The organism is Nocardiopsis sp. MT53 (assembly GCF_019598965.1).
Classification (GTDB): domain Bacteria; phylum Actinomycetota; class Actinomycetes; order Streptosporangiales; family Streptosporangiaceae; genus Nocardiopsis; species Nocardiopsis changdeensis.
This window is the reverse complement of the sequence record NZ_CP080599.1, coordinates 541,082-566,410: the sequence shown is the minus strand read 5'-3', so window position 1 is coordinate 566,410 and position 25,329 is coordinate 541,082. Positions and strand designations below refer to the sequence as shown.

General features: G+C 71.9%; 22 protein-coding genes. 11 read left to right on the top strand and 11 right to left on the bottom strand.

The genetic code is table 11. The annotated features are described in order from the left end of the window. Positions 1–69: 69 nt before the first annotated feature. Complete coding sequence (locus tag K1J57_RS02350; RefSeq protein WP_220562843.1) at positions 70–633, bottom strand: TetR/AcrR family transcriptional regulator; 564 nt, start codon at positions 631–633, stop codon at positions 70–72. A 172-nt stretch (positions 634–805) separates the two neighbouring features. On the opposite strand from K1J57_RS02350, the gene hrpA reads away from it, so the two are divergent. Next, positions 806–4,750: an ATP-dependent RNA helicase HrpA gene (gene hrpA / locus K1J57_RS02345; protein ID WP_220562842.1), complete on the top strand. Its 3,945-nt coding sequence runs from the start codon at positions 806–808 to the stop codon at positions 4,748–4,750. A 362-nt stretch (positions 4,751–5,112) separates the two neighbouring features. On the opposite strand, the gene K1J57_RS02340 is transcribed toward hrpA, so the two are convergent. After that, positions 5,113–5,757, bottom strand: coding sequence for a pyridoxamine 5'-phosphate oxidase family protein (locus tag K1J57_RS02340; protein WP_220562841.1), 645 nt, complete (start codon positions 5,755–5,757; stop codon positions 5,113–5,115). A gap of 61 nt (positions 5,758–5,818) precedes the next feature. Continuing rightward, positions 5,819–6,379: a globin domain-containing protein gene (locus K1J57_RS02335; RefSeq protein ID WP_220562840.1), complete on the bottom strand. Its 561-nt coding sequence runs from the start codon at positions 6,377–6,379 to the stop codon at positions 5,819–5,821. 386 nt (positions 6,380–6,765) lie between these two features. On the opposite strand from K1J57_RS02335, the gene K1J57_RS02330 reads away from it, so the two are divergent. Continuing rightward, the gene (locus K1J57_RS02330) at positions 6,766–7,965 is read left to right on the top strand and encodes a lactonase family protein (protein ID WP_255646792.1); all 1,200 of its coding nucleotides are present in this window, start codon (positions 6,766–6,768) and stop codon (positions 7,963–7,965) included. Between the two features lie 39 nt (positions 7,966–8,004). Here K1J57_RS02330 and K1J57_RS02325 read toward each other — a convergent pair whose 3' ends face one another. Further along, a complete protein-coding gene (locus K1J57_RS02325; protein WP_220562838.1) occupies positions 8,005–8,988 on the bottom strand; it encodes a hypothetical protein in 984 nt (327 codons plus the stop codon). Between the two features lie 274 nt (positions 8,989–9,262). Here K1J57_RS02325 and K1J57_RS02320 point away from each other — a divergent pair, with 274 nt between their 5' ends. The 4 genes from K1J57_RS02320 (at position 9,263) to K1J57_RS02305 (ending at position 12,355) form a co-directional block, all read left to right on the top strand. After that, positions 9,263–9,919, top strand: a complete 657-nt coding sequence (locus tag K1J57_RS02320; protein ID WP_220562837.1) for a biotin transporter BioY — start codon at positions 9,263–9,265, stop codon at positions 9,917–9,919. After that, positions 9,919–10,614: an energy-coupling factor ABC transporter ATP-binding protein gene (locus K1J57_RS02315; protein ID WP_220562836.1), complete on the top strand. Its 696-nt coding sequence runs from the start codon at positions 9,919–9,921 to the stop codon at positions 10,612–10,614. Before K1J57_RS02320 ends, K1J57_RS02315 begins: the two co-directional genes overlap by 1 nt. Then, complete coding sequence (locus K1J57_RS02310) at positions 10,611–11,225, top strand: energy-coupling factor transporter transmembrane protein EcfT (RefSeq protein WP_220562835.1); 615 nt, start codon at positions 10,611–10,613, stop codon at positions 11,223–11,225. Before K1J57_RS02315 ends, K1J57_RS02310 begins: the two co-directional genes overlap by 4 nt. Before the next feature lie 143 nt (positions 11,226–11,368). Then, a complete protein-coding gene (locus tag K1J57_RS02305; protein ID WP_220562834.1) occupies positions 11,369–12,355 on the top strand; it encodes a serine hydrolase in 987 nt (328 codons plus the stop codon). Here the strand turns inward: K1J57_RS02305 and fabG are convergent. Next, positions 12,352–13,092, bottom strand: coding sequence for a 3-oxoacyl-ACP reductase FabG (gene fabG, locus K1J57_RS02300; protein WP_255647101.1), 741 nt, complete (start codon positions 13,090–13,092; stop codon positions 12,352–12,354). The two genes, K1J57_RS02305 and fabG, sit on opposite strands and share 4 nt — an antisense overlap. Positions 13,093–13,389: 297 nt before the next feature. Here fabG and K1J57_RS02295 point away from each other — a divergent pair, with 297 nt between their 5' ends. After that, a complete protein-coding gene (locus K1J57_RS02295; RefSeq protein ID WP_220565305.1) occupies positions 13,390–13,887 on the top strand; it encodes an ATP-binding protein in 498 nt (165 codons plus the stop codon). A 220-nt stretch (positions 13,888–14,107) separates the two neighbouring features. Then, complete coding sequence (locus K1J57_RS02290; RefSeq protein ID WP_220565304.1) at positions 14,108–14,986, top strand: helix-turn-helix transcriptional regulator; 879 nt, start codon at positions 14,108–14,110, stop codon at positions 14,984–14,986. Between the two features lie 235 nt (positions 14,987–15,221). On the opposite strand, the gene K1J57_RS02285 is transcribed toward K1J57_RS02290, so the two are convergent. The 5 genes from K1J57_RS02285 to K1J57_RS02265 all read right to left on the bottom strand — a co-directional run bounded on the left by K1J57_RS02285 (position 15,222) and on the right by K1J57_RS02265 (position 20,048). Beyond that, on the bottom strand, positions 15,222–15,455 hold the full coding sequence (locus K1J57_RS02285) for a DUF397 domain-containing protein (protein WP_220562832.1): 234 nt from the start codon (positions 15,453–15,455) through the stop codon (positions 15,222–15,224). A 281-nt stretch (positions 15,456–15,736) separates the two neighbouring features. Next, positions 15,737–16,789 (bottom strand): metal ABC transporter substrate-binding protein, encoded by a 1,053-nt coding sequence (locus K1J57_RS02280; protein WP_220562831.1) that lies wholly within the window; start codon positions 16,787–16,789, stop codon positions 15,737–15,739. Positions 16,790–16,856: 67 nt separating this feature from the next. Then, positions 16,857–17,528, bottom strand: a complete 672-nt coding sequence (locus K1J57_RS02275) for a TrkA family potassium uptake protein (RefSeq protein WP_220562830.1) — start codon at positions 17,526–17,528, stop codon at positions 16,857–16,859. 25 nt (positions 17,529–17,553) lie between these two features. After that, positions 17,554–19,008, bottom strand: a complete 1,455-nt coding sequence (locus K1J57_RS02270) for a TrkH family potassium uptake protein (RefSeq protein ID WP_255646791.1) — start codon at positions 19,006–19,008, stop codon at positions 17,554–17,556. A 119-nt stretch (positions 19,009–19,127) separates the two neighbouring features. Further along, a complete protein-coding gene (locus tag K1J57_RS02265; RefSeq protein ID WP_220562829.1) occupies positions 19,128–20,048 on the bottom strand; it encodes a cation diffusion facilitator family transporter in 921 nt (306 codons plus the stop codon). A gap of 110 nt (positions 20,049–20,158) precedes the next feature. Here K1J57_RS02265 and K1J57_RS02260 point away from each other — a divergent pair, with 110 nt between their 5' ends. The 3 genes from K1J57_RS02260 to K1J57_RS02250 all read left to right on the top strand — a co-directional run bounded on the left by K1J57_RS02260 (position 20,159) and on the right by K1J57_RS02250 (position 24,603). Beyond that, positions 20,159–20,515 (top strand): helix-turn-helix transcriptional regulator, encoded by a 357-nt coding sequence (locus K1J57_RS02260; RefSeq protein ID WP_220562828.1) that lies wholly within the window; start codon positions 20,159–20,161, stop codon positions 20,513–20,515. A gap of 554 nt (positions 20,516–21,069) precedes the next feature. After that, the gene (locus K1J57_RS02255) at positions 21,070–24,276 is read left to right on the top strand and encodes an efflux RND transporter permease subunit (protein ID WP_220562827.1); all 3,207 of its coding nucleotides are present in this window, start codon (positions 21,070–21,072) and stop codon (positions 24,274–24,276) included. A gap of 147 nt (positions 24,277–24,423) precedes the next feature. After that, positions 24,424–24,603 carry a hypothetical protein gene (locus K1J57_RS02250; RefSeq protein ID WP_220562826.1) on the top strand — a complete coding sequence of 60 codons (180 nt, stop codon included), beginning with the start codon at positions 24,424–24,426 and terminating at the stop codon, positions 24,601–24,603. 7 nt (positions 24,604–24,610) lie between these two features. Here the strand turns inward: K1J57_RS02250 and K1J57_RS02245 are convergent, their stop codons facing one another. Continuing rightward, the gene (locus tag K1J57_RS02245) at positions 24,611–25,036 is read right to left on the bottom strand and encodes an ATP-binding protein (protein ID WP_220562825.1); all 426 of its coding nucleotides are present in this window, start codon (positions 25,034–25,036) and stop codon (positions 24,611–24,613) included. Positions 25,037–25,329: the final 293 nt, after the last annotated feature.

The following is a 25,329-nucleotide window of genomic DNA, read 5'->3' as shown; positions in this document are numbered from 1 at the left end:
GGCGGGAACGTTCACGGTGTTCCCGGCGGGGGCCGGATCCTGACAGGGTGACCGGTCCGGCTGCGCTCCCTAGCGGGTGGAGCGCAGCAGGTCCAGCAGGTCGTCGACGATGGCGTCCGGTTCGGTCCCGGAGGTGAGGTGTCCGGCCAGCTGCAGCTGGACGGCGCCGTGCACCGCGGCCAGCAGCAGGCAGGTGCACCGCTGGGGGTCCCGGTCGGGCATCTCGCCGCTGTTCTGGCACCGGCGCACCACGTCCGACATCAGCTCGGCCGTGCGCTCGGCCGCCTTCTCCAGTTCGGGCCGGGGGCAGGTCCACGGCCCCCCGTAGATCAGCCGGAACCGCACCGGGTGCTCCAGGGCCCAGGAGACGTAGGCGTGCAGGACGGACCGGAGCGTCCCGCCGGGGTCGTAGGGGGCGTCGGCGGCGCGGTCGATCATGTCCGCCAGCCGGTCGAGCTCCCGGGTGGCGATCACCGCCAGCAGGGACTCCTTGTCCTGGAAGTGCTTGTAGGGGGCCATGTGGGACACTCCGCTCAGGCGACCGACCTCCCGGAGTGTCACCGCCTCGACGCCGCCGCCGTCCAGGAGGGCGGTGGCCGAGGCCAACAGCACGGTACGTGTGTCGTGGGGCATCCCTCCATGCTAGGCCGTGAGGCGGTACAGACCACGGCCGTTACCCGACGGAGACCGGAACAACGGGGGCCGCCCGGGTGTTGAGCCGAGGGGCCGCGAGGACCCCGTCCGCGCCCGTTTCCGTGCGGCCCCCGGGAAAACCGGTTGCCGCCCCTCCTACCCTTGACTATTGATGAGCACCACCACGCCCGCGCCCACCGCGGACCATCTCCGTTCCCGGCTCCGCGACCTCATGCCCGTGGACCGGCACCGGCTGCGCCGCCGTATCGACGGCCTCGCCAAGATGCGCGACGAGCGCCGCCGCGCCTCGGTCCTGGCCCAGATCGCCAGGGACGTCGACGAGGCGCGCCTGCGCGTGGACCTGCGCCGCGAGGCCGTCCCCGAGCTGACCTACCCGGAGTCGCTGCCGGTCAGCGCCCGGCGCGACGACATCGCCGAGGCCATCCGCGACAACCAGGTCGTCATCGTCGCGGGCGAGACCGGTTCGGGCAAGACCACCCAGCTGCCCAAGATCTGCCTGGAGCTGGGCCGCGGCGTCATGGGCACCATCGGCCACACCCAGCCCCGCCGGCTGGCCGCCCGCACCGTCGCCGAGCGCATCGCCGAGGAGGTCGGCACCCCGCTGGGCGCCACCGTCGGCTACAAGGTGCGCTTCACCGACACCTCCGGCGAGGACACCCTCGTCAAGCTGATGACCGACGGCATCCTGCTGGCCGAGATCCAGCACGACCGGATGCTGCGCGCCTACGACACGCTCATCATCGACGAGGCCCACGAGCGCAGCCTCAACGTCGACTTCCTGCTGGGCTACCTCAAGCAGCTGCTGCCCAAGCGCCCCGACCTGAAGGTCGTCATCACCTCGGCGACCATCGACCCCGAGCGGTTCTCGCGCCACTTCGACGACGCCCCCATCGTCGAGGTCTCCGGCCGCACCTACCCGGTCGAGGTCCGCTACCGGCCCATCTCCGAGGACATCCTCGACCCCGAGGAGAAGAACCCGGGGGGCGGGACCGACCGCGACCAGACCCAGGCCATCCTCGACGCCGTCGACGAGCTCTCCCGAGAGGAGCCCGGCGACGTCCTGGTCTTCCTCAGCGGCGAGCGCGAGATCCGCGACACCGCCGAGGCGCTGGAGAAGCAGAAGCTCCGCAACACCGAGATCCTGCCGCTGTACGCGCGGCTCTCGGTCGCCGAGCAGAAGCGGGTGTGGTCCTCTCATTCCGGCCGCCGCATCGTCCTGGCCACCAACGTCGCCGAGACCTCCCTGACGGTCCCCGGCATCAAGTACGTCATCGACCCGGGCACCGCGCGCATCTCCCGCTACTCGCACCGCACCAAGGTGCAGCGCCTGCCCATCGAGGCGATCTCCCAGGCCTCCGCCAACCAGCGCAAGGGCCGCTCCGGCCGCGTCTCCGAGGGCATCTGCATCCGGCTGTACTCCGAAGAGGACTTCCTGTCCCGCCCCGAGTACACCGACCCCGAGATCCTGCGCACCAACCTCGCCTCGGTCATCCTCCAGATGGCCGCCCTGGGCTTGGGCGACGTCGCCGCCTTCCCGTTCGTGGACGGCCCCGACCACCGCCAGATCAAGGACGGCGTCAACCTCCTCACCGAGCTGGGCGCCCTGCACCCGGACCCCTCCGGTGCCAAGCGCCGCCTCACCCCGCTGGGCCGCAGGCTGGCCCAGCTGCCGGTCGACCCGCGCCTGGGCCGCATGGTCCTGGAGGCCGAGAAGCGCGACTGCCTGGCCGAGGTCCTGGTCATCACCTCCGCGCTGTCCATCCAGGACCCGCGCGAGCGCCCCACGGACAAGCAGCAGCAGGCCCAGCAGATGCACGCCCGGTTCACCGACAAGGAGTCGGACTTCCTGGCGTACCTGAACCTGTGGAACCACCTGCGCGACAGACAGAAGGAGCTGTCGGGCAACCAGTTCCGCCGCATGTGCCGCGAGGAGTTCCTCAACTACCTGCGCGTGCGCGAGTGGCAGGACATCCACGGGCAGCTCAAGCAGGTGCTGCGGCAGATGGACGTGGAGGTCCCGCCGCTGCGCCCCGAGGCCGCCGACCCGCGCGCCGTCCACATGTCCCTGCTGTCCGGGCTGCTGTCCCACGTCGGCCTCAAGGACCCCGAGAAGCACGAGTATCTCGGCGGCCGCGGCGCCCGGTTCGCGATCTTCCCCGGTTCGGCGCTGTTCAAGAAGCAGCCCCGGTTCGTCATGGCCGGCGAGCTGGTCGAGACCTCCAAGCTGTGGGGGCGCATGGTCGCCCGCATCGAGCCGGAGTGGGCCGAGGAGCTGGCCGGGGACATCGTCAAGCGCACCTACAGCGAGCCCCACTGGGAGCGCAAGCGCGGCGCCGTCATGGCCTACGAGCGGGTCACCCTCTACGGGGTGCCCATCGTCGTGCAGCGCAAGGTGTCCTACGGGAGGATCGACCCGGAGATGTCCCGGGACCTGTTCATCCGCCGTGCCCTGGTGGAGGGCGACTGGGACACCCGCCACCACTTCTTCCGCGACAACCGCGCCCTGCTGGACGAGGTCGAGGACCTGGAGCACCGGGCCCGCCGCCGCGACATCGTGGTGGACGACGAGACCCTGTTCCGGTTCTACGACGCGCGGGTCCCCGCGGACGTCGTCTCGGCCGCCCACTTCGACGCCTGGTGGAAGAAGGCCCGGCACGAGCAGCCGGAGCTCCTCGACTTCACCCGCGAGGACCTCATCAACGACGGGGTCGCCGCCGTCAGCGAGGACGACTACCCCGACACGTGGCGGCAGGGGGCCCTGGTCTTCCCGCTCACCTACCAGTTCGAGCCGGGCAGCGACTCCGACGGCGTCACCGCGCACATCCCGCTCAAGGTCCTCAACCAGGTGGAGGCCGACGGCTTCGACTGGCAGATCCCGGGCCTGCGCGCCGAGCTGGTCACCGCGCTCATCCGGTCGCTGCCCAAGCCGCTGCGCCGCAACTTCGTCCCCGTGCCCGACAACGCCGACCGCGCCCTGGGCGGGCTCACCCCCTACGAGGGGGCGCTCACCGCGGCGCTGGCCGCCGAGCTGACCCGCATGTCGGGGGAGCGGATCCCGGCCGACGCCTTCGACCTGACCCGGGTGCCCGACCACCTGCGCATCACCTTCCGCGCGGTGGACGACCGGCAGCGCGCCCTGGCCGAGGACAAGGACCTGGAGCGGCTCCGGGCCAAGCTCAAGCCGCGCCTGCGCGAGGCCATCTCCGCCGAGGCCAAGGGCGTGGAGAAGAAGGGGCTGACCGCCTGGGACTTCGGGCCGCTGGAGCGCACCCTGGAGCGCAAGGCGCTGGGCCCCAAGGTCAAGGGGTACCCGGCGCTGGTCGACGAGGGCGACAGCGTCGCCGTGCGCATCTTCGACACCGAGGCCGAACAGCGGGCCGCCATGCGGCTCGGCACCCGCAGGCTCCTGCTGCTCAACCTGCCCTCCCCGGCGGCCGCGGTCAGCAAGGGGCTCAACAACCCCGACAAGCTGGCCCTGGCCGACAGCCCGTACGGGTCCGTCAAGAAGCTCCTCGCCGACGCCGAGGCGGCCGCCGTCGACCACCTGCTCGTCCGCGAGGGCGGGCCGGTGTGGAACGGCGACGACTTCGCGGCCCTGGCCGAGCGAGTCCGCGCCGACCTGGGGGACACCGTCGCGGAGATCCTGCCCAGGGCGGCCCGGGTCCTGGCGCTGTGGCGCAAGGTCACCAAGAAGGTCAAGGGCACCACGTCGCTGGCGGTGCTGCCCTCGCTCAACGACGTCCAGGGGCAGCTGGGCTCGCTGGTCGGCGACGGGTTCATCACCGCCGCCGGGGTCGGGCGCCTCGACGACCTGCACCGCTACCTGCGCGGGGTCGAGTACCGGCTGGAGAAGCTGCCGGAGAACCCGCGCCGCGACCAGGTCGGCATGTCCAAGGTCGAGCAGATGCGCCAGGCCGTCGCCCGGGCCACCGGGGCGCTCAAGCCCGGCCGCGCCGCCGACCCGGATGTGGCCGAGCTGCGCTGGATGCTGGAGGAGTACCGGGTGAGCCTGTTCGCGCAGGGGGCGATCCGCACCGCCTACCCGGTGTCCGACAAGCGGATCATGAAGGCCGTCGAGGCGGTCAAGGCCGCCTAGGTGTACTGATCACGGAGGCCGGTGGCACCGGCCCCGCCCGACACGGATCAAGAGGGCCTCCGGCATCGGTGTGGATCGCGACGTCCCACCGGCCGCCAGGAGGCCCTCGACGCCCCTGCACCACCCGCGCCGGCGCCCGCCTCACGGCGCCCGGGCCGCCTCCCGCGGCGCCGCCTCCGCTCGGCCGGCCGGCCCCGGGGCGGCCCTCGCTCATCGTCCAGCGGGAGGCCGCCCGGAGGCCGCCCGTGCTCCTTCGGCGCGGGCGCCGAGCCGCACGGGAGCGTCCGCCGGACACGCCCCGGGAGGGGCCGTCCGGGTGGGGGCCGCGATACGGCCCCCGCCCGGACGGCCCGGCGCCCGGCTCAGATCCCGAGGACGTCCCCGCCGCGCCGCGCGTCGTTCTCCTGCTTGGCGCGGAAGAAGTCCCCGCCCTTGCGCAGGGTGTCGTCGGTGCCCCAGTCCTCCTCCGGGCCGACCTTGCGCAGGTGGGGGATGTGCTTGCGGCAGTGGATATAGGCCTCCTCGACCTGCACCAGCAGCCACATCTGCGCCCGCTGGCCCGGGACCTGCGGCAGGGGCAGGTCCCGCACGTGCGCGCGCAGGCGGTCGTCCTCCATGATCTTCACGCGGCCGTTCACGTGCAGGCCGATCCGGTCGCGCTGGAAGTCGAGGAACATCAGCCCGATGTGCGGGTTCTGGGCGATGTTGCCCGCGCTGGCGAACACGCCGTTGCCGCGGTACTCGGGGAAGGCCAGGGTGCGCTCGTCGATGACGTGCACGAACCCGGGGGGCCCGGCCCGGAAGCTGGAGTCGCACTCGCCCCGGTCGTCGGCCGTGGCGATGAAGAGCATCTCCTGGCGGGCGATGAAGGCCCGCATGTCGCTGTTGAGGTGGTTCAGCATCTGGTCGCGGTAGAAGCGCGCCGCGCGATCGGACGTCCCCATGACCTGCTGGACGTACCGTTCGCCCTCGGTGCCGGTCGCGGTGTTGTGGCTGGTCTGAGTCATGAAACCGGGCTTTCGACGGTGGACGTGCGTGCGTTCGGGGAGGGGCCGGGCGGGCGCCCCGTCAGCGTGAGTGCCGGCCCGGGGCCCCGGCCGGCGCCCGCCCCGGCACCTGGTACTGAGGTCCGTTCGGGATCCGGTCCTCGCCCAGGCCCCGGGCGCGGGGCGGCGCGGGCGGCGTGTCGTCGCCCTCGGCCCCGGCGATCATCTGGGCGGTGATCCACTGGTAGACCAGCACCCAGGCGGAGCTCATGGAGGAGGTCCAGGTGGGCGAGACCTCGCTGACGGCGCGGACCAGGGCGCGCCCGACGTACGGGTAGTGCTCGGGCAGCACGCCCAGCTCCCGGTGGTGCTGGCGGCCCAGCCTCCTGAGGTGGTGGGCCACCTCGTCGGGGTCGTCGAGGTGGCGGACCACGGACAGGAGCGCGTCGGCCATCCGCTGCTGCTGCGGCCTGATGTCGTCGGCGAACATGCTCCGCACGGAGGGCACCATCTCGAACAGGTTGTCGTAGAAACTCCTGGCCAGGCGGGCCGAGCCCTCGGGGATGTCCACGGACGAGAGGCGGACCAGTTCGATGGTCCCCTGGTCGGGAAGCGGCACTTCGGATACACGGCGAAGGGTCAAGGACGGTCCAAGGTTCGAATGAGCGGGGAACCACGGCTGGTGAGCGCACGAGGCGGCGCGCACTCACGGTCACCGGGGTCGGAGGGGCCGGCGCCGGCGTCTCTCGGCGGGTGCGGCGCGGTCTCGCGCGGGCCCGGGGCCGTGAGTCCGTCCGCGGGCCCAGAGGTCGTTCCACCTGGGCTCCGAGGGAAGCGAACGGACGCGTGGGGTGTCAGTGTTCCTTGTTGCTTTTGTGGCCTTTTGGGGAGGACTGTAACAGATCCGCTACGTGGAGGAACCCCCCGCGAGGTCCCGCGCCGGTTCTCCGGCCCGGAGCGCGGGACGGTAGCATGCGGCGGTGGCGCAGGCCACGGTTCGTGCAGACGCGTGAGGAAACGAGGTCCCCGGTGGGCGACTGGGCAAGCGGACGACGGCTCCTGCTCGTGGGCACCTACACCCCGGACTCCGACCCCCCGGGCGCGGGCCGGGGCATCCACCGGGTCGGCTTCGACCCGGTGACGGGGGAGCTGTTCGACCAGGGCGTCGCGGCCGAGACCCCCGGACCCTCGTTCCTGGCCTACCGGCCCGAGCCGCCGACCGTCTACGCGGTCAACGAGCGGGCCGAGGGCACCCTGGCGGCCTTCCGCGTCGACGGCGACGCCGGCCTCACCGGGCTCGGCGAGGTCCCCACCGGCGGCGGATCGCCCTGCCACGTCCGCTACCTGGGCCCCGAGCAGGTGGCCGTCGCCAACTACGCCGACGGCGTGGTGAGCTTCGTGCCCACCGACGCCGAGGGCCGCCCGCACCCGTCCGGCCGCGAACTCGGACACCGCGGGCACGGCCCGGTCTCCGACCGCCAGGAGGGCCCGCACGCGCACAGCACCGCCGTGGTCATGAACTCCCACGAGCGCCGCCTGCGCTACCTGCTCGCCGCCGACCTGGGCGCCGACGAGCTGCGCGTGTACCAGTACGCCGTGCCGGTCGAGGACGAGGAGCCCGCGCGCCCGGAGGAGGGCCTGGTCGGCACGGTGAAGCTGCCCGCCGGCACCGGCCCCCGCCACATGGCCGTCAACGGCGACCACGTCTACGTCGCCGGGGAGCTCGACTCCCGGGTCCACGTCGTCCGCTGGAACCCGCGCCGCGGCACCGGCGAGCACCTGGGCTCGGTCCCCTCCCTGGGGGGCCTGCACGAGGCCAACTTCCCGGCGGAGATCGCCCTGCACCGCCTCAAGGTCGACGGCCGCGACATCGCCGACGGCGACGCCCTGCCGATGACCACCACCTACGAGGGCCGGGTGTACGTGTCCAACCGGGGCGCGAACGCCGTCTCGACCTTCGCCGTCCGCGACGAGGGCGCCCGGCTGGAGCACCTGGCCGACACCCCGGTGGGGGACTGGCCCCGCCACTTCGCGGTCATCCGCGGCCACCGCGACGAGCCCGACCACCTGGTCGTCGCCGCCCAGAATGGCGACGAGCTCCGCTCGCTGCGCATCGACCCCGACACCGGCGTCCCCGCCGACACCGGCCACCGCCTGGAGATCCCGGTCCCGGTCTGCGTCCTGCCGGTCCCCATCAACCGCATCCGACGCACCTGCGACCGCCCCTGAACCCGGGCGAGGCCCGGGTCCGGGGGCGCGGCCCGGCGGTCACCCCCCGGCGACCGCCGTGCCCCTGAACCCGATGGGCCCCTCACCGGCGCGCTGGTAGTAGCCGAGGAACCCCGCGGCCCTCTCCCCGAACGCCACGGAGCCGGTGTTCTCCCGCTGGTCGCGCCAGGTCACCCGTTCCAGCGGGGCGCCGCCGTCGTCCACGGCCAACCGCAGCTCCCCGGAGGAGTGCCAGCCCCCGCCCCAGCCCTCCTCGGTCCGGAAGCGGTGCACCGTCGCCCCCTCCGTGCCCCCGGGGTGGGCCCGGCGGTCCCGCAGGCGGCCGCGGTACTCGGCCACGCCGCCGTCCGCGTCCCGGTGGAAGCCGTGGAACTCCTCCAGCGCCGACTGGAAGGACACCGAGGCCTCGGACCCGTCCGCGCGGCGCCAGGAGAGCTGGGCGATCGGGGCCCGCTCGCCCCGGTCCACGTGGACCACCAGCGTCCCGGCGTCCTCCCAGCGGTGCGGTCCGCCCTCCGGGTCGTGGACCAGCGTGCGGGTGGCGTAGCGCAGCACCGACCGCTCGTCGGCGGCCGCGAGCATCGCCCGCGCCGAGAGGCCCCGCTCGTGAACCGAGTCGAACGTGATCCGGTACAGCCACAGCAGGGTGCGGGCGTCGGCGCCGCTGCGCACGGTCACCCGGTTGCGGCCCGGCCGCAGCAGCGCGCCCGGGACGGAGAACACGCAGTCCTGCGGCAGGTCGCCGCCGCCGGGGACGGTCATCCGCGACGCCACGGGCTCGCCGTTGACCAGAACGGTCAGGGGGGCGTACCCGGCGGAGCGGCCGCTCTTGGAGACGAGCGCCGTCACCGTCAGGATCCCCTCGGCGATCCTCTCGGCGGCGTCCAGATCGAAGTCGGCCCTGACGGAGCCCCCGGCGTTCAGCGCGAGGTGGTTACCGCCGAACGAGCAGTGCTCGTACTCCACGGCGGTGTTGGCCAGGCGCGCCGGCTCGACGGACAGGTCGGCGTAGACGGGTTCCATGGGGAGGTCTTTCCAGTGGGCGCCGGGCCCGGGGACCGCGGCGGCGGGACGGGGAGACCCGGAGCGTACCGCCCGTCCGCGACACTCACGCCCGCCCCGGTGCCCGCGGCACGGGCCGGGGCCCGTGGAGGCCAGGGGTGTGAGGTGCGTCTCAGGGGGAGGTCGACAATTCCCGCCGGGGCGGTTCTGTGCATCCCCGCCATCCCGCCGGCGGACCCCGATAACGGACAATGGGTGCTGTTCCACTCCTGTTCAGCCTCCCGAGGGGAAGCCCATGCCCACGACCCGGACCGCCGGCATCCGCTACCGCGGCCTCACCGCGCGCGACCTGGCGCTCATCGCCGTGTTCGCCGCGTTCATCGCCGTGCTCAGCATCTCCGGCCAGATCACCGTGCCGCTGTCCCCGGTGCCGATCACGCTCCAGACCCTGGGCATCATGCTGGCCCCCGCCCTGCTGGGGTGGAAGCGCGGCACCCTCGCCGTCGCGGTCTTCCTCGTCCTGGGCCTGGCGGGCCTGCCCCTGTTCGCGGGCGGCGCCGGCGGCCTGGGCGTCCTGGCCGGGCCCTCCGCCGGGTTCATCGTCAGCTGGATCCCGGCCGCCCTGGTCATCGGGTTCCTCACCGACCTCATGGTCCGCGGCGGCCGGTACCGGTTCTGGGCGGGCCTGGCCGTCAACGTCCTCGGCGGCGTCCTCGTCGTCTACGCCGTCGGCGTCCCCTGGCTGGGCGTCGCCATGGGCAACGACCACCTGGCCGCGCTGGTGGCCATGGTCGCCTACCTGCCCGGCGACCTGGCCAAGGCCGTTATCGCCTCCCTCATCGCCGCCGCCGTCTACCGCGCCTACCCGATCCCGCCCGCCGGGCGCCCGGTGATCGAGGAGGCCGGGACCGGGGACAAGGGGGACGGTGCGGCCAGGGGCGAGGGCGCCTGATGCTCCGCCTGGAGGGTGTCTCCCACTCCTACGAGGCGCGGCCGGTGCTGCGCGACATCACCCTGGACCTCGCCGAGCACCGCATCGGCGTGATCGGGGCGAACGGATCGGGCAAGTCCACGCTCGCCCGCACCCTCAACGGCCTCGTCGTCCCCGACGCAGGCCGGGTGACGCTGGGGGAGTGGGACACCCGGCGCCACGCCAGGCACATCCGCCGCAGGGTCGGGTTCGTCTTCTCCGACGCCGCCAACCAGATCATCATGCCCACGGTCGCCGAGGACGTGGAGATCGGGCTGCGCTCCCGCAGGCTGGGGCGCGAGGAGACGGCCCGGCGGGTCGACGCCCTGCTGGAGCGCTACGGCCTGGCCGGGCACCGCGACCACCCCGGCCACCTGCTCTCCGGCGGCCAGAAGCAGCTGCTGGCCCTGGCCTCGGTCCTGGCCACCGAACCCGAGATCCTCGTCTGCGACGAGCCCACCACCCTGCTCGACCTGCGCAACACCCGCATGGTCCACCGGGTGCTCGACACCCTGGAGCAGCAGGTCGTCCTGTTCACCCATGACCTCGACCTGCTCGGCTCCTTCGACCGGGTCCTGGTGGTCGACGAGGGCCGGATCGTCTTCGACGGCCCGCCCGCCGACGCCGTCGACCACTACGTGAAGCTCATGGACGACCGCCTCCTGGACGACCGGTGAACACGCTCGGCCTCTACATCCCCGGCGACGGCCTGCTGTACCGGTTGAGCGCGGGCACCAAGCTCGCCGGGCTGCTCGCCGTCTGCGTCGCGGTCATCGCCCTGGCGCACCCGTGGGTGTCGGTGGGGCTCCTGGCGGGCGCGGTCCTGCTGTACCCCGCGGTGGGGCTGCCCTTTCGGCGGGTCCTCGGGGTGCTGCGCGGACTGTGGCCGTTCCTGCTGGCGATCGGGCTGTTCCAGGCGGTCTTCGGCGACCCCCTGACCGCGGTCCGGCTGTGCTCCCAGCTGCTGGGGCTGGTGGTGCTGGCCAACGCGGTCACCCTCACCACCCGGGTCCGCGAGATGCTCGACCTGTTCGAGCGCCTGGCCCAGCCGCTGGCCCGGTTCGGCGTCGCCCCCGAACGCGTGGCCCTGGTGCTGGCGCTGACGATCCGCTCCATCCCCATGGTCGCCGCCGCCTGGCGCGCCGCCGTCGAGGGCTACCGCGCCCGGGGCCTGTCGGGGCGCCCGTACCTGCTGGTCACCCCGCTGATCGTCCAGCTGTTCCGGATGGCCGAGGCCACGGGCGAGGCCCTGGTGGCCCGCGGCATCGACGAGGACGCCGGTGCCTGAGCCCGCGTTCCCGCCGAGGAAACGCCGTCTCACGGCCGTGTTACGTCCGTACCGATTCCGTATCGGCCCTCGGGACAGAGGGATTCGAGCGGGATAATGGGTGCACCAAGTCACTGAGCGACGTTCGATGAACCGGTGATCGTGTGCCCCGGCGCCTCCCCGCCGACCTCCCCCCGTTCCCCCGCGGCCTGAGCACCCTCCTGGTGGCCGCCCTCGCCCTCCTCCTGGCCGTGTCCCCGTCCGCTCCCTCCGGGGTCCTGCCCGAGGCGGCCCCGGCGCTCGCGCGCGCGGTGCCGGCCGGGGGCGTGCGGCCGCAGGCCCTCCTCCCGCTCGTGACCGCGCCCGCCACCGGCGGGGCCGTGCTCACCCCGGAGCGGTACGAGGAGCTGGACGCCCGCGTGGCGCGGACCATCGCCGACAGCGGGGCCCGCGCCGGGATCGCCGTCCAGGACCTGCGCACCGGCGCGACGTTCAGCCACGGCGCCCAGGAGGGCTTCGCCACCGCGAGCGTGGCCAAGCTGATGATCACCGCCATGCTGGTGCTGCACGCCCGGGACGAGGGGCGCGAGCTCACCGCGGTCGAGCGGTCCCAGGTCGAGGCCATGATCCGCTACAGCGACAACGACGTCGCCAACGGGCTCTACGAGAGGATCGGCTACAACCCGGGCTTCGCCGAGGGGGCCGAGCGGCTCGGGTTCACCGGGACCGAGCCCCACCCGAACGGCGTGTGGGGCGGTACCCTGACCACGCCCGCCGACCAGATCCGGCTGCTGCGCGCCCTGTACACCGAGGAGGGGCCGCTCACCGCCGACGAGTGCGCCCACATCCGCGGCCTGATGGAGACGGTCGCCCCGGAACAGGCCTGGGGCGTGTCCGCCGCGGCCGGACCCGGGGACGTCGTGGGCCTGAAGAACGGCTGGACGCCCCGCGAGTCCGACGGCGGCCGCTGGCTGGTCAACAGCGTCGGCTACGTGGCCGGGCCCGACCGCCAGTACCTCATCGCGGTCATGTCCGAGGGCAGCCGCGACTACACCTCGGGCGTCGCCCTGACCGAGGAGCTGGTCACCGCGGTCACCTCGGCCCTGGAGGACCCGCCGGGCGGACACCCGGCGGGCCGACCGGGTCGCTAGTCGAGGGGGCCGCCGGCCACGTAGAGGACCTGGCCGGAGACGAACCCGGAGTCCTCGGAGGCGAAGAAGGCCACCGCGTTGGCGATGTCCTCGGGCAGGCCCACCCGCCGGACCGGGATCTCCGCCTCCTTGAACTTCTTCATGTCGTCGTAGGAGATGCCGATCCGCTCGGCGGTGGCGCGGGTCATCGCGGTCTCCACGAAGCCCGGGGCGACCGCGTTGACGGTGACACCGAACTTGCCCAGCTCGATCGCCAGGGTCTTGGTGAAGCCCTGCAGGCCCGCCTTGGCGGCGGAGTAGTTGGCCTGGCCGCGGTTGCCCAGCGCCGAGGAGCTGGACAGGTTGACGATCCGGCCCCAGTTCTGCGCGGTCATGTGCGCCTGGGCGGCGCGGCTCATCAGGAAGGAGCCGCGCAGGTGCACGTTCATGACGGTGTCCCAGTCCGAGGCGGACATCTTGAACAGCAGGTTGTCGCGCAGCACACCGGCGTTGTTCACCAGGATCGACGGTGCGCCCAGGCGCTCGGCGACGGTGTCGACGGCCGCGGTGACCTGGTCCTCGTCGGCGACGTCGCAGCCGACGGCCAGGGCGGTGCCCCCGGCGGCGGTGATGCGGTCGACGACCTCCTGGGCGTCGGACTCCTTCAGATCCAGCACGGCGACGGCCCGGCCGTCGGCCGCCAGGCGCTCGGCGGTGGCGGCGCCGATACCACGGGCCGCTCCGGTCACAATGGCCACACGAGGCGTTGCGGACATGGGTTACCTCCAGAATTCACGTGGTGGGCGCGGGGGAATCCTATCGACATTCCTACCGGTCGGTAAGCGGCCGGGGGGCCTTATCCGGCCCCTTCCCGGCCGGGCCCGTACGCCGCCACCTGGGCGTCCCCGCACCGCGGAAAGAAGTGCGCCATCGGGTCCCCCCGTTTTCCTGCACACCGCCCCCGCTTGGCCTACGATGTCTGCAAGGCCAGGATGCACGTGCATTCGATCCGTGCAGCAGCACGCGCCCGACCTGCTCGGGGAGGAGTGGAAGGCATGGAGTGTGCGGAGGCGGTCATGGAGCCCGCCGGAGGTTGGTGGCTCAGGGTCCTCACCCACGGCTCCCGGCGCTGGAACACACCCCTGTGCGGGGACCGGCACGACGCCGTCACGTGGACCTTCGCGCCGCGCCCCCACTCCGTGTCGGCCGCACGCGAGATTTCCGACGCCCTGCTCCGGGAATGGGGTATGGGGCACTTGTCCCCCGATGTCTCCGTGGTCGTTTCGGAATTGGTCACCAATGCGGTACGCCATGGCGGGCCGCTGGTCTCGACCGGTCCGGGCGGCGGGGGTATTCAACTCTCCCTGATGAGAAGCGGCCGTGAATTCATCTGCGCGGTTCGCGACGGCGGAGATCGGCTGCCGCGCAGAAGGAGGTCCGACCCGACCATGGAGGGTGGTCGGGGACTTGCCTTGGTGAGCGCCTTCGCGCGAGAGTGGGGTGTGATTCCCACTCCCCCCGGGGGAAAGTTCGTTTGGGCGCAATTCGTGTGAACCGCCGGTGCCGGGCCGGCGTCCTTCGCACCGCCCCCGAGCGGACCGGATCCGCGGAGTGGCGGGGACCGGAGGAGCCGACCCCGGTACCGCGATCACATCGGCTATATCGTGTACCCGGGTGTCCCGCGCAGCGGACGCCCGTTGCGGGAATGACAGGGAGGCGGCGAACGTGGATATCGCTCGATTGCGCAAGGGGAGCGGCCCCACCGTGCGTCGCATGCTGCTCGGCCAGGAACTGCGCAGCCGACGCGAACAGCGTGGTATCAGCCGGGAGGACGCCGGGGCGCGGATTCGGGCTTCGGCGTCGAAGATCAGTCGCATGGAACTCGGCCGGGTCGGTTTCAAGCTGCGCGATATCGAGGACCTCCTGAAGTTGTACGGCACCGACCGCCGCACGATCAAGGAAATGCTCGAAGTCGCGAAGGAATCCAACAAGCCCGGATGGTGGAAGGACTACGGCGACTCCCTCCACAAGTGGCTGACCCAGTACATCGGGTTCGAGGAGGCCGCCGACCAGATCCGCATCTACGAGTCGCAATTCGTCCCGGGCCTGTTGCAGACGGAGGAGTACGCCCGCGAGATCATCTTCGGCGGCGTCGACGCCCCCGACACGGTCGCCGAGCAGCGGCTGGCGGCGCGGCTCAAGAGACAGAAGCGGGTCGAGACGGACGAGGGCATGCGCATGTGGGTGGTCCTCGACGAGGCGGCGGTCCGCCGCCCCATCGGCGTGGGCATCCGGGGCTTGGGCGTGATGCGCCGCCAGATCGAGCACCTGATCCGGCTCAGCACGGAGAAGGACAACATCACCATCCAGATCATCCCCTTCTCGGTGGGCGCGCACGCCGCCGAGGCGGGCTCGTTCACGCTGCTGCGCTACTCCGACTACGAGCTCGCCGACATGGTGTACCTGGAGCAGCTGCACGACGGCGAGCTCAACGACCGCCCGAACGTGGTCGAGGCCTACACCAAGGCGATGACCAGGCTGAGCGTCTCGGCGGCGACCCCCGACGAGAGCCTGGAGATGCTCCGGTCCATCCTCGCCGACTTCACCGAGGCCGACGACGACCCCGACGGTGAGGCGGCCGGCCTGGGCTGACCCCATCGGACCCCGCAGCGGTACCCCCGAGCCGGCCCGCCGAAGCGGCCGGAACGGCACACGGCCGAAGGACCCCGTCCCCCGACGGGGTCCTTCGGCGTTCCGCGCGGTCTCTTTCGCGGTGTGCCTGGGGTGTCCGCCGCTCTCCGGGCGGTGCCGGTCCACGCCTGCGCGGGGGGTCCCACCCCTGGGGTGCGACCCCCCGCCCGTGGCCTGGAGGGAGAGCGGTGCGGCCTCAGCCCAACAGGTTGTCGAAGTCCCCGTCCTTGGCGCCCAGGATGAGGCAGTCGATCTCCTCCTGGGTGTAGACCAGGGCCGGGCCGGCCGGGAAACGGGAATTGCGGACGGCGATGGAGCCGTCGGCCAGGCGGGCCATCTCGACGCAGGCGCCCTGGGAGTTGCTGCGCTTGGCCTTCTGCCAGGCGGCCTCGGTCAGCTCGGTCGCGTTGATGCCGTTGTACGGGGTCATGCCCACTTCTCCTTCGGAGTCACTCGAGGGGATGTGCCGTGCGCCTGCACTGCCAAATGCACGTGCAAGAGCATTGGCACGTTCATAAGCATAGCGTGACCCTCGCCACTTGTCCGAGAGTTAGCCATCCTGAGTCCCACGTGATACACAGGGCGCCCGACCAGGGGTGTTCTCCATGACGAACCGTGCTAACCCGGACACGGCCTCCCGGTGCGCAGCACGACGCGGCCCCGCCGGACGCCTCGGGGGCGTGTCCGGCGGGGCCGCGCGGAGTGCAGGGGTCAGGAGCAGGCCAGGGCGGTCCGGAGCGTCTCCAGGTTCCCGCGCATGATCGACGGGTAGTCGTCGCCGGGGGAGGCGTCGGTGACCCCCTCCAGCGGGTCGAGCACCTCGACCGCCGCGCCGGTCTCGCCGGCGATGGTCTGGGCGGTCTCCTCGGGCATGAGCGGCTCGGTGAAGATCGTGGTGACCCCGTGCTCCTCGACGAAGTCGGCGATCTCCGCGATCTGGCTGGGGGAGGGCTCGCTGTCGGGGTCGACCCCGGAGATGCCCACCTGCTCCAGGCCGTAGTGCTCGGTCAGGTACGAGAAGGCGGTGTGGCCCACCACGACCTCGTTGTGCTCGCAGGAGGCCAGGCCGTCCTCGTACTCCTGGCCGATCGCCTCCAGTTCGGCGGTCACCGCCTCCGCGTTGGCGGTGTACTCGGCGGCGGCCTCGGGGTTCAGCTCTCCCAGCCGCTCGCCCAGGGCGCCGGCGACCTGGGACATGAGGTCCACGTCGAGCCAGAAGTGCGGGTCGAGGTCGCCGTGGTCGTGGCCGTCGCCCCCGGCCCCCTCCTCGGCGTGGGCGTCCTCCTCGGAGTGCTCCTCCTCGGCGTGGGCGTCCTCCTCGTGCCCGTGCGCGTCCTCCTCGTGCCCGTGGGCCTCCTCGTCCCCGTGCTCGTGCCCGCCCTCCCCGGCCGGGTGCAGCTCGACCACGTCGGCCACGTCCAGGGCGCGGTCGGACGCCTCCTGCTCGACGGCCTCGTCCACCGCGGGCTGCAGGCCGGCCACGTAGAACGCGAGGTCGGCCTCGGTGAGCTCGCCGATCTGGCGGCCGGTCAGCTCCAGGTCGTGGGGCTCCATGCCGGGTTCGGTCAGCTGGACCACCGCCACGCCTTCCCCGCCGACCTCGCGGGCCAGCCACTCCAGGGGATAGACCCCGGTGACCACGGTCAGGTCGGCGTCGGCGGGGTCGGGGCCCTCTCCGCCGGCGGGGGAACCCTGGCCACCGCAGGCGGTGGCCGTCATCAGTGCCACCGCGGACAGGGCGGCGGTTCGCAGGATCGTACGCATGGGACCATCATCGGGAAAATGAAAATGATTGTCAATTTGACCCATATGCCCGGCCCCGGCCCCCGGCTCAGGTGACCTCGGCGAAGCGCTCCACGTCGTCGGTCCGCCCGGCCACCACGATCACGTCGCCCTTCTGCAGCACGGTCTCCTCGGTGGCGTAGGTGAAGGCCGAGTGGAGGCGCTTCACGGACACCACCGTGATCCCGTACTTCTGGCGCACCTTCGTCTCGCGCAGCGGCTTGCCCAGCAGCTCCTTGGGCGCCTTCGTCTTGCCCAGGGAGAACCCCTCCTCGAGCTCCACGTAGTCCAGCATGCGGCCCGACACCAGGTGGGCGACGCGCTCGCCCATGTCGTGCTCGGGCAGGACCACGTGGTGGGCCCCCACCTGTTCGAGGATGCGGCCGTGCCGCCTGCTGATCGCCTTGGCCCAGATGTCGGGCACGCCCATGTCGACGAGCTGCGACGTGGCCAGGATGCTCTCCTCCAGGTGGGTGCCGATGGCCACCACCGCGCGCTGGAACTGGGGCGCGCCGACCTGCCGCAGCGCCTCGTCGTCGGTGGCGTCGGCGATCACGGTGTGGGTCAGGGCGTCGGCGTAGGCCTGGACGAGGCGGGGGTTGGAGTCGACGCCCAGCACCTCCCAGCCGTGGTTGACCAGTTCCAGTGCGAGGGAGCTGCCGAAGCGGCCCAGCCCGATGACCAGAATGCGCTTGTCCCTGAGTTTCGTCTGTTGGGGCATGTGGGTGCTCCTAGAGGATTCGTGGTCAGCCGATGATCGGGCGGGCCTCGGCGAGATCGTAGCGGCGCTTGCGTTCGCGGAAGGCGATCGCCGTGGCGAAGGTGACCGGGCCGATGCGGCCCGCGGCCATGAGGAGGGTGACGAAGGTCTGGGCCCAGGGGTCCAGCTGCGGCGTGATCCCCGTGGAGAGCCCGACCACCCCGACGGCCGACACGACCTCGAAGAGGGTGTCCATGAAGCCGAAGGGTGTGGTGTGCAGGAGGATCACCGTGCTCACCGCGACCACGGTCATCGACAGGAACGTCAGGCTCAGCGCCTGCCGGATGACTTCAGGCGCCAGCCGGCGGCCGAACACGTGGACCCGGTCGTGCGCCCGGATCTCGGACCACACCACCAGGAAGAGGACGGCCAGGGTGGCGACCTTGATCCCGCCGGCGGTCCCGGCGCTGCCGTTGCCCACGAACATCATCATGGCGGTGAGCAGCAGGGTCGAGTCGTACATCGAACCGGTGTCCGTGACGTTGAACCCGCCGCTGCGCGGCATCACCCCGTGGAAGACCCCGTCGGTGATCTTGGCCCACCAGTCCAAACGCCCCAGGGTGAGCGGGTTGTTCCACTCCATGGCGGTCACCAGCACGATGGTGATGAGGAAGAGGGCCGCGCTGGTGGTGATGGTGATCTTGGTGTGCAGGCTCCAGGCCTGCGGGGTCCGGTAGCGGCGGCGCAGCTCGATCAGCACGGGGAACCCGACGCCGCCGAGGATGACCGCGAAGGCGAGGGGGAACAGGATGAACGCGTCCCCGGAGAAGCGGATCAGGCTGTCCCCGTACAGGGACAGCCCGGCGTTGTTGAAGGCCGAGACCGAGTGGAAGACGCCCGAGTAGAGGGCCTCCCAGAAGGTCATGTCGTAGCCGAGCCACATCCTCGGGAGGACGAGCGCCAGGACGGCGCCTTCCAGGATCAGGCTCACCTTCAGCACCCGGGTCGCGATGCCCCGGACGTCCCCGACCGCCAGGGCCCGGTTCTCCGCCTGCACGTTCAGCTCCATGCGCAGGCTGAACCGGTGGATGATGGCCACGCCCATCAGCGAGGCCAGGGTCATGATCCCCAGCCCGCCGGTCTGGATCATCACGAGGATGACGAGGTGGCCGAAGAACGAGAGCTGGTCGCCGATGTCGATGACGCTCAGGCCGCACACGGCCAGGGCGGACGTCGCGGTGAACAGGGCCTCGGTGAAGGTGAGGGGCTCGCCCGTGGCCGCGAGCGGGGTCATGAGCAGGAGCGTCCCGAGCAGGTCCACGACGAAGAAGATCAGGACGAAGGCCCGGGCGGGCTTGCCCCAGGCGGTCTTGCGGTGGTGGACGGGCCCGCTGTCGAAGCCGGTGTGGCGCCGGCGCGGAGTCAGCCGCACGCGGATGTCCCGGAGCGCGGCGGCGCTCCGGGACATCCGGGTCGTGAAGGCTCTCAGGGCTTGCCTCATGTCCTCGTCATTCCACCGCTTCGTGCAGGTCACCGTCGTTCGACCCGAACGATTGTGCCAGCAGGGGGCGACCGGTCCGTCCCAGGGTGGGACGGGCGAGGATGTGTCGCCGTTCCCCGTCAGTCGTGGCGTGCGCCCTCGTGGTCGGCGTGCCCGGGCGGCTCCAGTTGGAGGGTGGAGTGTTCGACGTCGAAGTGCCCGGCCAGGCAGGCGTGCAGTTCGTCCAGGGTGCGCCCGCAGTCGCGCAGCCGTTCCTCGGGGACCACCACGTGCGCCGACATGACCGGTACCCCGGAGGTGATGGTCCACACGTGCAGGTCGTGCACGTCGACCACGGCCGGGTGGTCGAGCAGGTGGCCCCGCACCTCGTCCAGGTCCATGCCGCGCGGCGCGGACTCCAGCAGGATGTGCACGGCCTCGCGCAGCAGCGACCAGGCGCGGGGCACGATGATCGCGGCGATGAGCAGGGAGACGACGGTGTCGGCCTGCGTCCAGCCGGTGAGCCAGACGACGAGGCCGCCGACGATGACGCCGACCGAGGCCAGGGCGTCGCTGACGACCTCCAGGTAGGCGCCCTTGACGTTGAGGCTCTCCTTGGCGCCCGAGCGCAGGACCAGCGCGCCCGCGATGTTGGCGACCAGGCCGATGGCGGCGACCACGACCATGCCGGGACCGGACACCTCGGCGGGGGAGCGCAGCCGCTCGACGGCCTCCACGACGATGAACGCGCACAGGACGAACAGCACCAGGGCGTTGACGGCGGCGGCGAGGATCTCGGCCCGCTGGTGGCCGAAGGTGCTGCGCCCCCGGGCGGGGCGGGCGGCGATCCACACGGCGACCAGGGCCAGCGCCACCCCGAAGGAGTCGGTGACGGTGTGCCCGGCGTCGGCGAGCAGGGCGAGGCTGCCGCTGAACGCGGCGCCCGCGACCTGGACGACGGCGACGCCGAGCATGAGCGCGAGGACGAGCGCGAGCCGTCCCCGGTTGGCCGCCCCCGCGGTGTGTCCGTGGCCATGGCCGTGGCCGTGTCCGGCGCCCATGGGTCCCCCTTCTCGTGTGCGTGCTCCCGTGTGCGTGCGCACGTCGGTTCAGTCACCACTGTTTATACAGCCTGGGCTGTCTATACAGCAAGCTATGTACAATGGTTTTCATGTTGACCTCCGAGCAGCGCCTCTCCGCCATCCACCGGCTCGGCCGCGCCCTGTCCGACCCGACCCGCTGCCGCCTCCTGCTGGCCCTGCTCGAGGGTCCCGGCTACCCCGCCGACCTGGCCGAGCACCTGGGGCTGACCCGCCAGAACGTCTCCAACCACCTGGCCTGCCTGCGCGACTGCGGACTGGTGCGCACCCACGCCCACGGGCGCCGGGTCGCCTACGAACTGGTCGACGCCTCCCTCGCCCACGCCCTGGAGGACCTGCTGCGCGTCGTCTGGGGCACCGGGCGCCCGCACGAGGCCCCCGGGGGCGAGGCCGGGAGGGACGCCGGGGCCGAGCGCCGCGCGGGCTGACCCGTCCGGCGCACCCGCCCCCCGTGTCGCCCGGCTCCCCCATAGCGCGTTCCCGCCGCCGTTGTTGCGGATGACCGGAACCTGCCACTGTGATGCCCGTTACAGGGTGCGGAGGGTGGGGGAGTGTGACGAAGTCCCATGTCCCGCCGGGGAATCTCCGACTTCTGTCGGATGTCCCTAACTTTGGTCAGGGGCCGACCCTGACAGAAGACTGACGCGTCCCTGAAAGCCCCCCGATCCGCGTCCGAGGACGAGAAGTCCCGATATAACGCGACGTATCGTGGGGAGGCGCCCGGCGGATGCAGTGCCCGGCGGAGCACCCGGGGGACGGGACGGTCCCGCGGGCGGGCCCCGCCCGGACGAGGGCGGCACGCCTTCGACGGCATCCCCACCACACGACTTCGAGGACCGACCGCCGCCCGACGGCGACGACCCGGCGCGCACCGCGCCGACCGGTCCAACGTCCGCAGCGAGTAGGAGCGAGAACCTCTCATGTCCAGATCGGCTTTCAGGACCCCGCACGCGGGCTCCCCCCGCACGGAAGGGACGACCGGATGAACCGCCTCGCGGTCATGTCGCTCAAGAACCGGGCGCTGGTACTGCTCGTCACCCTGGCCGTGCTCTTCTTCGGCGTGCTCGCCGCCGGAGCCGCCAAGCGGGAGCTCTTCCCGCAGATGTCCCTGCCGATGGTGATGGTCACCGGCACCTACCAGGGCGCCTCCCCGCAGGTCGTGGAGAACCAGGTCACCGTGCCCCTGGAGCAGGCCGTCCAGAGCGTCGCGGGGGCCACCACCGTCACCTCGACCTCCAGCAGCGGGACCGCCCAGGTCACCGTCGAGTTCGACTACGGCGCCGACCAGGACGACCTGGTCCGCCAGACCCAGATCGCGGTCGACCAGGTCGCGGGCATGCTGCCCGAGGACGTCGAGACCAGCGTCATGTCCTTCAGCCTCGACATGATGCCCGTCGTCATGCTCGCCGCGGGCGCCGAGGACGGCGACGACCAGGGCATGGTCGAGCCGCTGGAGACCCACCTCATCCCCGAGCTGGAGTCCGTCGAGGGCGTCCGCTCGGCCACGGTCACCGGTGCGATCTCCTCCGACCTGGTCATCACCCCGGACGAGGACGAGATGGCCGAGGCGGGCCTCACCGCTCAGGACATCACCCAGGCCCTCCAGGGCAGCGGGCAGCTGGTGCCCGGCGGCGACGTCGACTCCGACGGCCGCACGCTCAACGTCACCACCGGCGCCCAGTTCACCTCGGTCGAGCAGGTCGAGGACATCTGGATCCGGCCGGCCGCCCCGGAGGCCGGCGCCACCTCGGCCATGCCCGGCGCGCCCCCGGCCGCCCAGCCCGAGCCCGTCCGCCTCTCCGAGGTCGCCGCCGTCGAGCTGGTCCGCGACGAGGCCACCACCCTGGCCCGCGTCAACGGCGACCCGAGCATCGGCGTCATGATCATGAAGACCCCCGACGGCAACACCGTCGAGGTCTCCGAGGGCGTCCAGCGCGTCCTCGACGAGCAGGCCGACGTCCTCGGCGACGACATCGAGATCAGCGTGGTCTTCGACCAGGCCCCCTACATCAACGAGTCCATCCTCGCGATGCTCGAAGAGGGCGGCATGGGCCTGGCGGCCGCCGTGATCGTCATCCTCGTCTTCCTGCTGTCGATCCGCTCCACCCTGGTCACCGCGGTGTCCATCCCGGTGTCGGTGCTGATCGCCTTCCTGGGCATGCAGGCGTTCGGCTTCACCCTGAACATGCTCACCCTCGCGGCCATCACGATCTCCATCGGCCGCGTCGTCGACGACTCCATCGTGGTCCTGGAGAACATCCGCAGGCACCTGGACTACGGCAAGGAGAAGATGGAGGCGGTCAAGACCGGTGTCCGCGAGGTCGCGGGCGCGGTGGTCTCCTCCACCCTCGCCACCGTCGCGGTGTTCCTGCCGCTGGCCTTCGTCGGCGGCATGGTCGGCGAGCTCTTCATGCCGTTCGCGGTCACCGCCAGCCTCGCCCTGCTCGCCTCGCTGATCGTGTCGATCACCATCATCCCGGTGCTCTGCTACTGGTTCCTCAAGCCGCGCGACATCGGCGACGCCACCCAGGAGGAGATCGAGCGCGAGGAGACCGAGCGCGAGCTGCGCAGCCCGCTGCAGCGCGCCTACATGCCGGTCATCCGGTGGATCACCACCAAGCGCAGGCAGGCCACGATCGTCACCCTGGCAGCCTCCGCGGTCATCTTCGGCGGCACCGTCTACATGGCCGGCCAGCTGGAGACCGACTGGATGGGCCAGTCGGAGGAGAACACCTACGCCCTCAGCCAGGAGCTGCCCCCGGGCACCTCCCTGGAGGAGGCCGACGCCGAGGCCGTCAAGGTCGAGGAGATGCTCGCCGGGTTCGCGTGGGTGGAGTCGTACCAGACCAACGTGGGCGGCAACGCGATGGCCGGCCCGTTCGGCGGTGGCGGCGCCTCGCAGATCGACTACACGATCACCGCGGACCCCGACACCGACCAGGAGCGCAACCGCGAGGTCCTGCGCGACTCCCTGGAGGACCTGGACACCGACTACGAGCCGACCATGAGCGCCATGGGCGCGATGGGCGCCGGCTCCGGCATCGAGGTCCGGGTGACCGCCGACGACCAGGAGGTCCTGGCCGAGGCCGCGGGCCTGGTGGAGGAGGAGCTGAAGGGGATCGACGGCGCCGCCGACGTCGTCAACGGCATCTCCGCCACCCAGCCCGCCATGGAGGTCCGCGTCGACGGTGAGAAGGCCGCCGAACTGGGCCTGACCGAGGCCGCCGTGGGCGGCCAGGTGAGCGCCGCGTTCAACGGGCAGAACACCGGGACCGTCACCGTCGACGACAGCCGCCGCGACATCGTGGTCCGCGCCGTCGAGGCCCCGACCACCGTCGAGGAGCTCGAGGAGCTGGTGGTCGTCTCCCCGACCGCCGGGCCGGTGGAGCTGTCCGAGGTCGCCGACGTGGTCGAGGTGGAGCAGCCGCCGCAGCTCACCCGCATCGACGGCATCACCAGCACCACCGTCGAGGCCAGTGTCACCGCCTCCGACCTGGGCGCGGTCAGCGCCGAGATCACCCAGGCGCTCGACACGATCGACCTGCCCCAGGGCGCCACCGCCACGCTGGGCGGTGTCAGCCAGGAGCAGAGCGAGGGCTTCATGCAGATGGCCCTGGCCATGCTGGCCGCCGTGGTCATCTGCTACCTCATCATGGTCGCGACCTTCAAGAGCCTGCTCCAGCCGTTCATGCTGCTGATCTCGATCCCGTTCGCGATCACCGGCTCGCTGGCGCTGCTGCTCGTCACCGACACGGCGCTGGGCATCGCCGGCCTGGTCGGCATGCTGATGCTCATCGGTGTGGTCATCACCAACGCCATCGTCCTGATGGACCTCATCAACCAGAACCAGAACCGGGGGATGCCGCTCACGGAGGCGATCGTGGAGGGTGCCCGGCACCGTCTGCGCCCGATCCTCATGACGGCCCTGGCCACCGTTGCGGCCCTGACCCCGATGGCGCTGGGCATCACCGGCGGCGGCGCCTTCATCTCGGCCCCGCTGGCGCTCGTGGTGATCGGCGGTCTGGTGACCTCGACCCTGCTGACGCTGATCCTGGTCCCCGTCCTCTACCAGCTGGTGGAGTGGGGCAAGCAGCGCCGGGCGGCCCGCAGGGCCTCCCGCGAGGAGCTGCGCCGCTCCAAGCGCGCGGCCGCCTCCGCGTCGGCGCGCGAGAAGGAGACCGTCGGCTGACGCCGGGGATCTCCAGGTGAGAGGGCGTCCCGTGCTCCGGCACGGGGCGCCCGTCGCCGTTCCGGCCCCGGGAACGGGGCAGTGGTGGCATGCTGTGACCGGAGCGTTGGTTTGTGTCATCGGCGCAGGAACGGCAGGCTGCGATACATGACGGAAACGCAGAAGAAGTCACTCGACGATCTCGTTCGGGAGGAACTGGGCGCCGAGCCCTCCCAGGAGGCGAAGGACTACGCCCGCCTCCTCTACGAGCGCTACCGGTTGCCGGAGGCGCCCGCGACCGCGGGGGAGGGGACGGCCCCGGAGGAGGACACCGCGACGGGCGGGTGACCCCGGGTCACCCGTCCTCGGCGGTCTCGTCCCACACCAGCTCGAACCAGACCTGGCGGCCCATGCCGTCGCCGCGGGGCTCGCTGCCCCACTTGCTGGAGAGCGCCTCGACCAGGTCCAGGCCCCGGCCGTGCTCGGCCGTGTCGTAGGGGTCCCGGTGCTGGGGTCGGGGCGTCTCGTTCAGGTTCCCCAGGTCGCGCACCTCCACCCGGGCCCAGCCCGGGGCGCGGTGGACGCTGACCTCGAACTTGCCGGTGGAGCGCCCCGAGGCGCTGTGCGTGATGGCGTTGGTCGCCAGTTCGCTGGTCAACAGCGTGGCGGTGGTGGGATCGGGGCAGTCGGCCAGCTGCCGGGCGACGAACCTGCGCGCGTACGCGATCTGGCTCGGCAGACCGGGGAAGCGGCGTCTGGCGGGTCTGTTGTGCTCTTCCATTGCCGGACCACATACGGGAGGAGAGGAGTCGACGCTCGCGGCCCGCTCCGGGACGGACGCACCGCGCACACCGAGGTGGACGAGGGGGTCGTGGGGTGCTGCTGCGGTCATGTGCTGTTCACTCCACGGTGTGTTCTCGGAGGACAGGGCGGAGCAGCGCCTGCCCCTCGGTGTCGCGTCCATGCCCGGAACGGGTCACGGCGCGGGGCGGACACACGGGTCGAGGCCCCCGGGTACAGGGAGGGGTGCGGTGCCGCACGACCGGGCGCGCGGCGGGAGGGCGGCGGACGGGG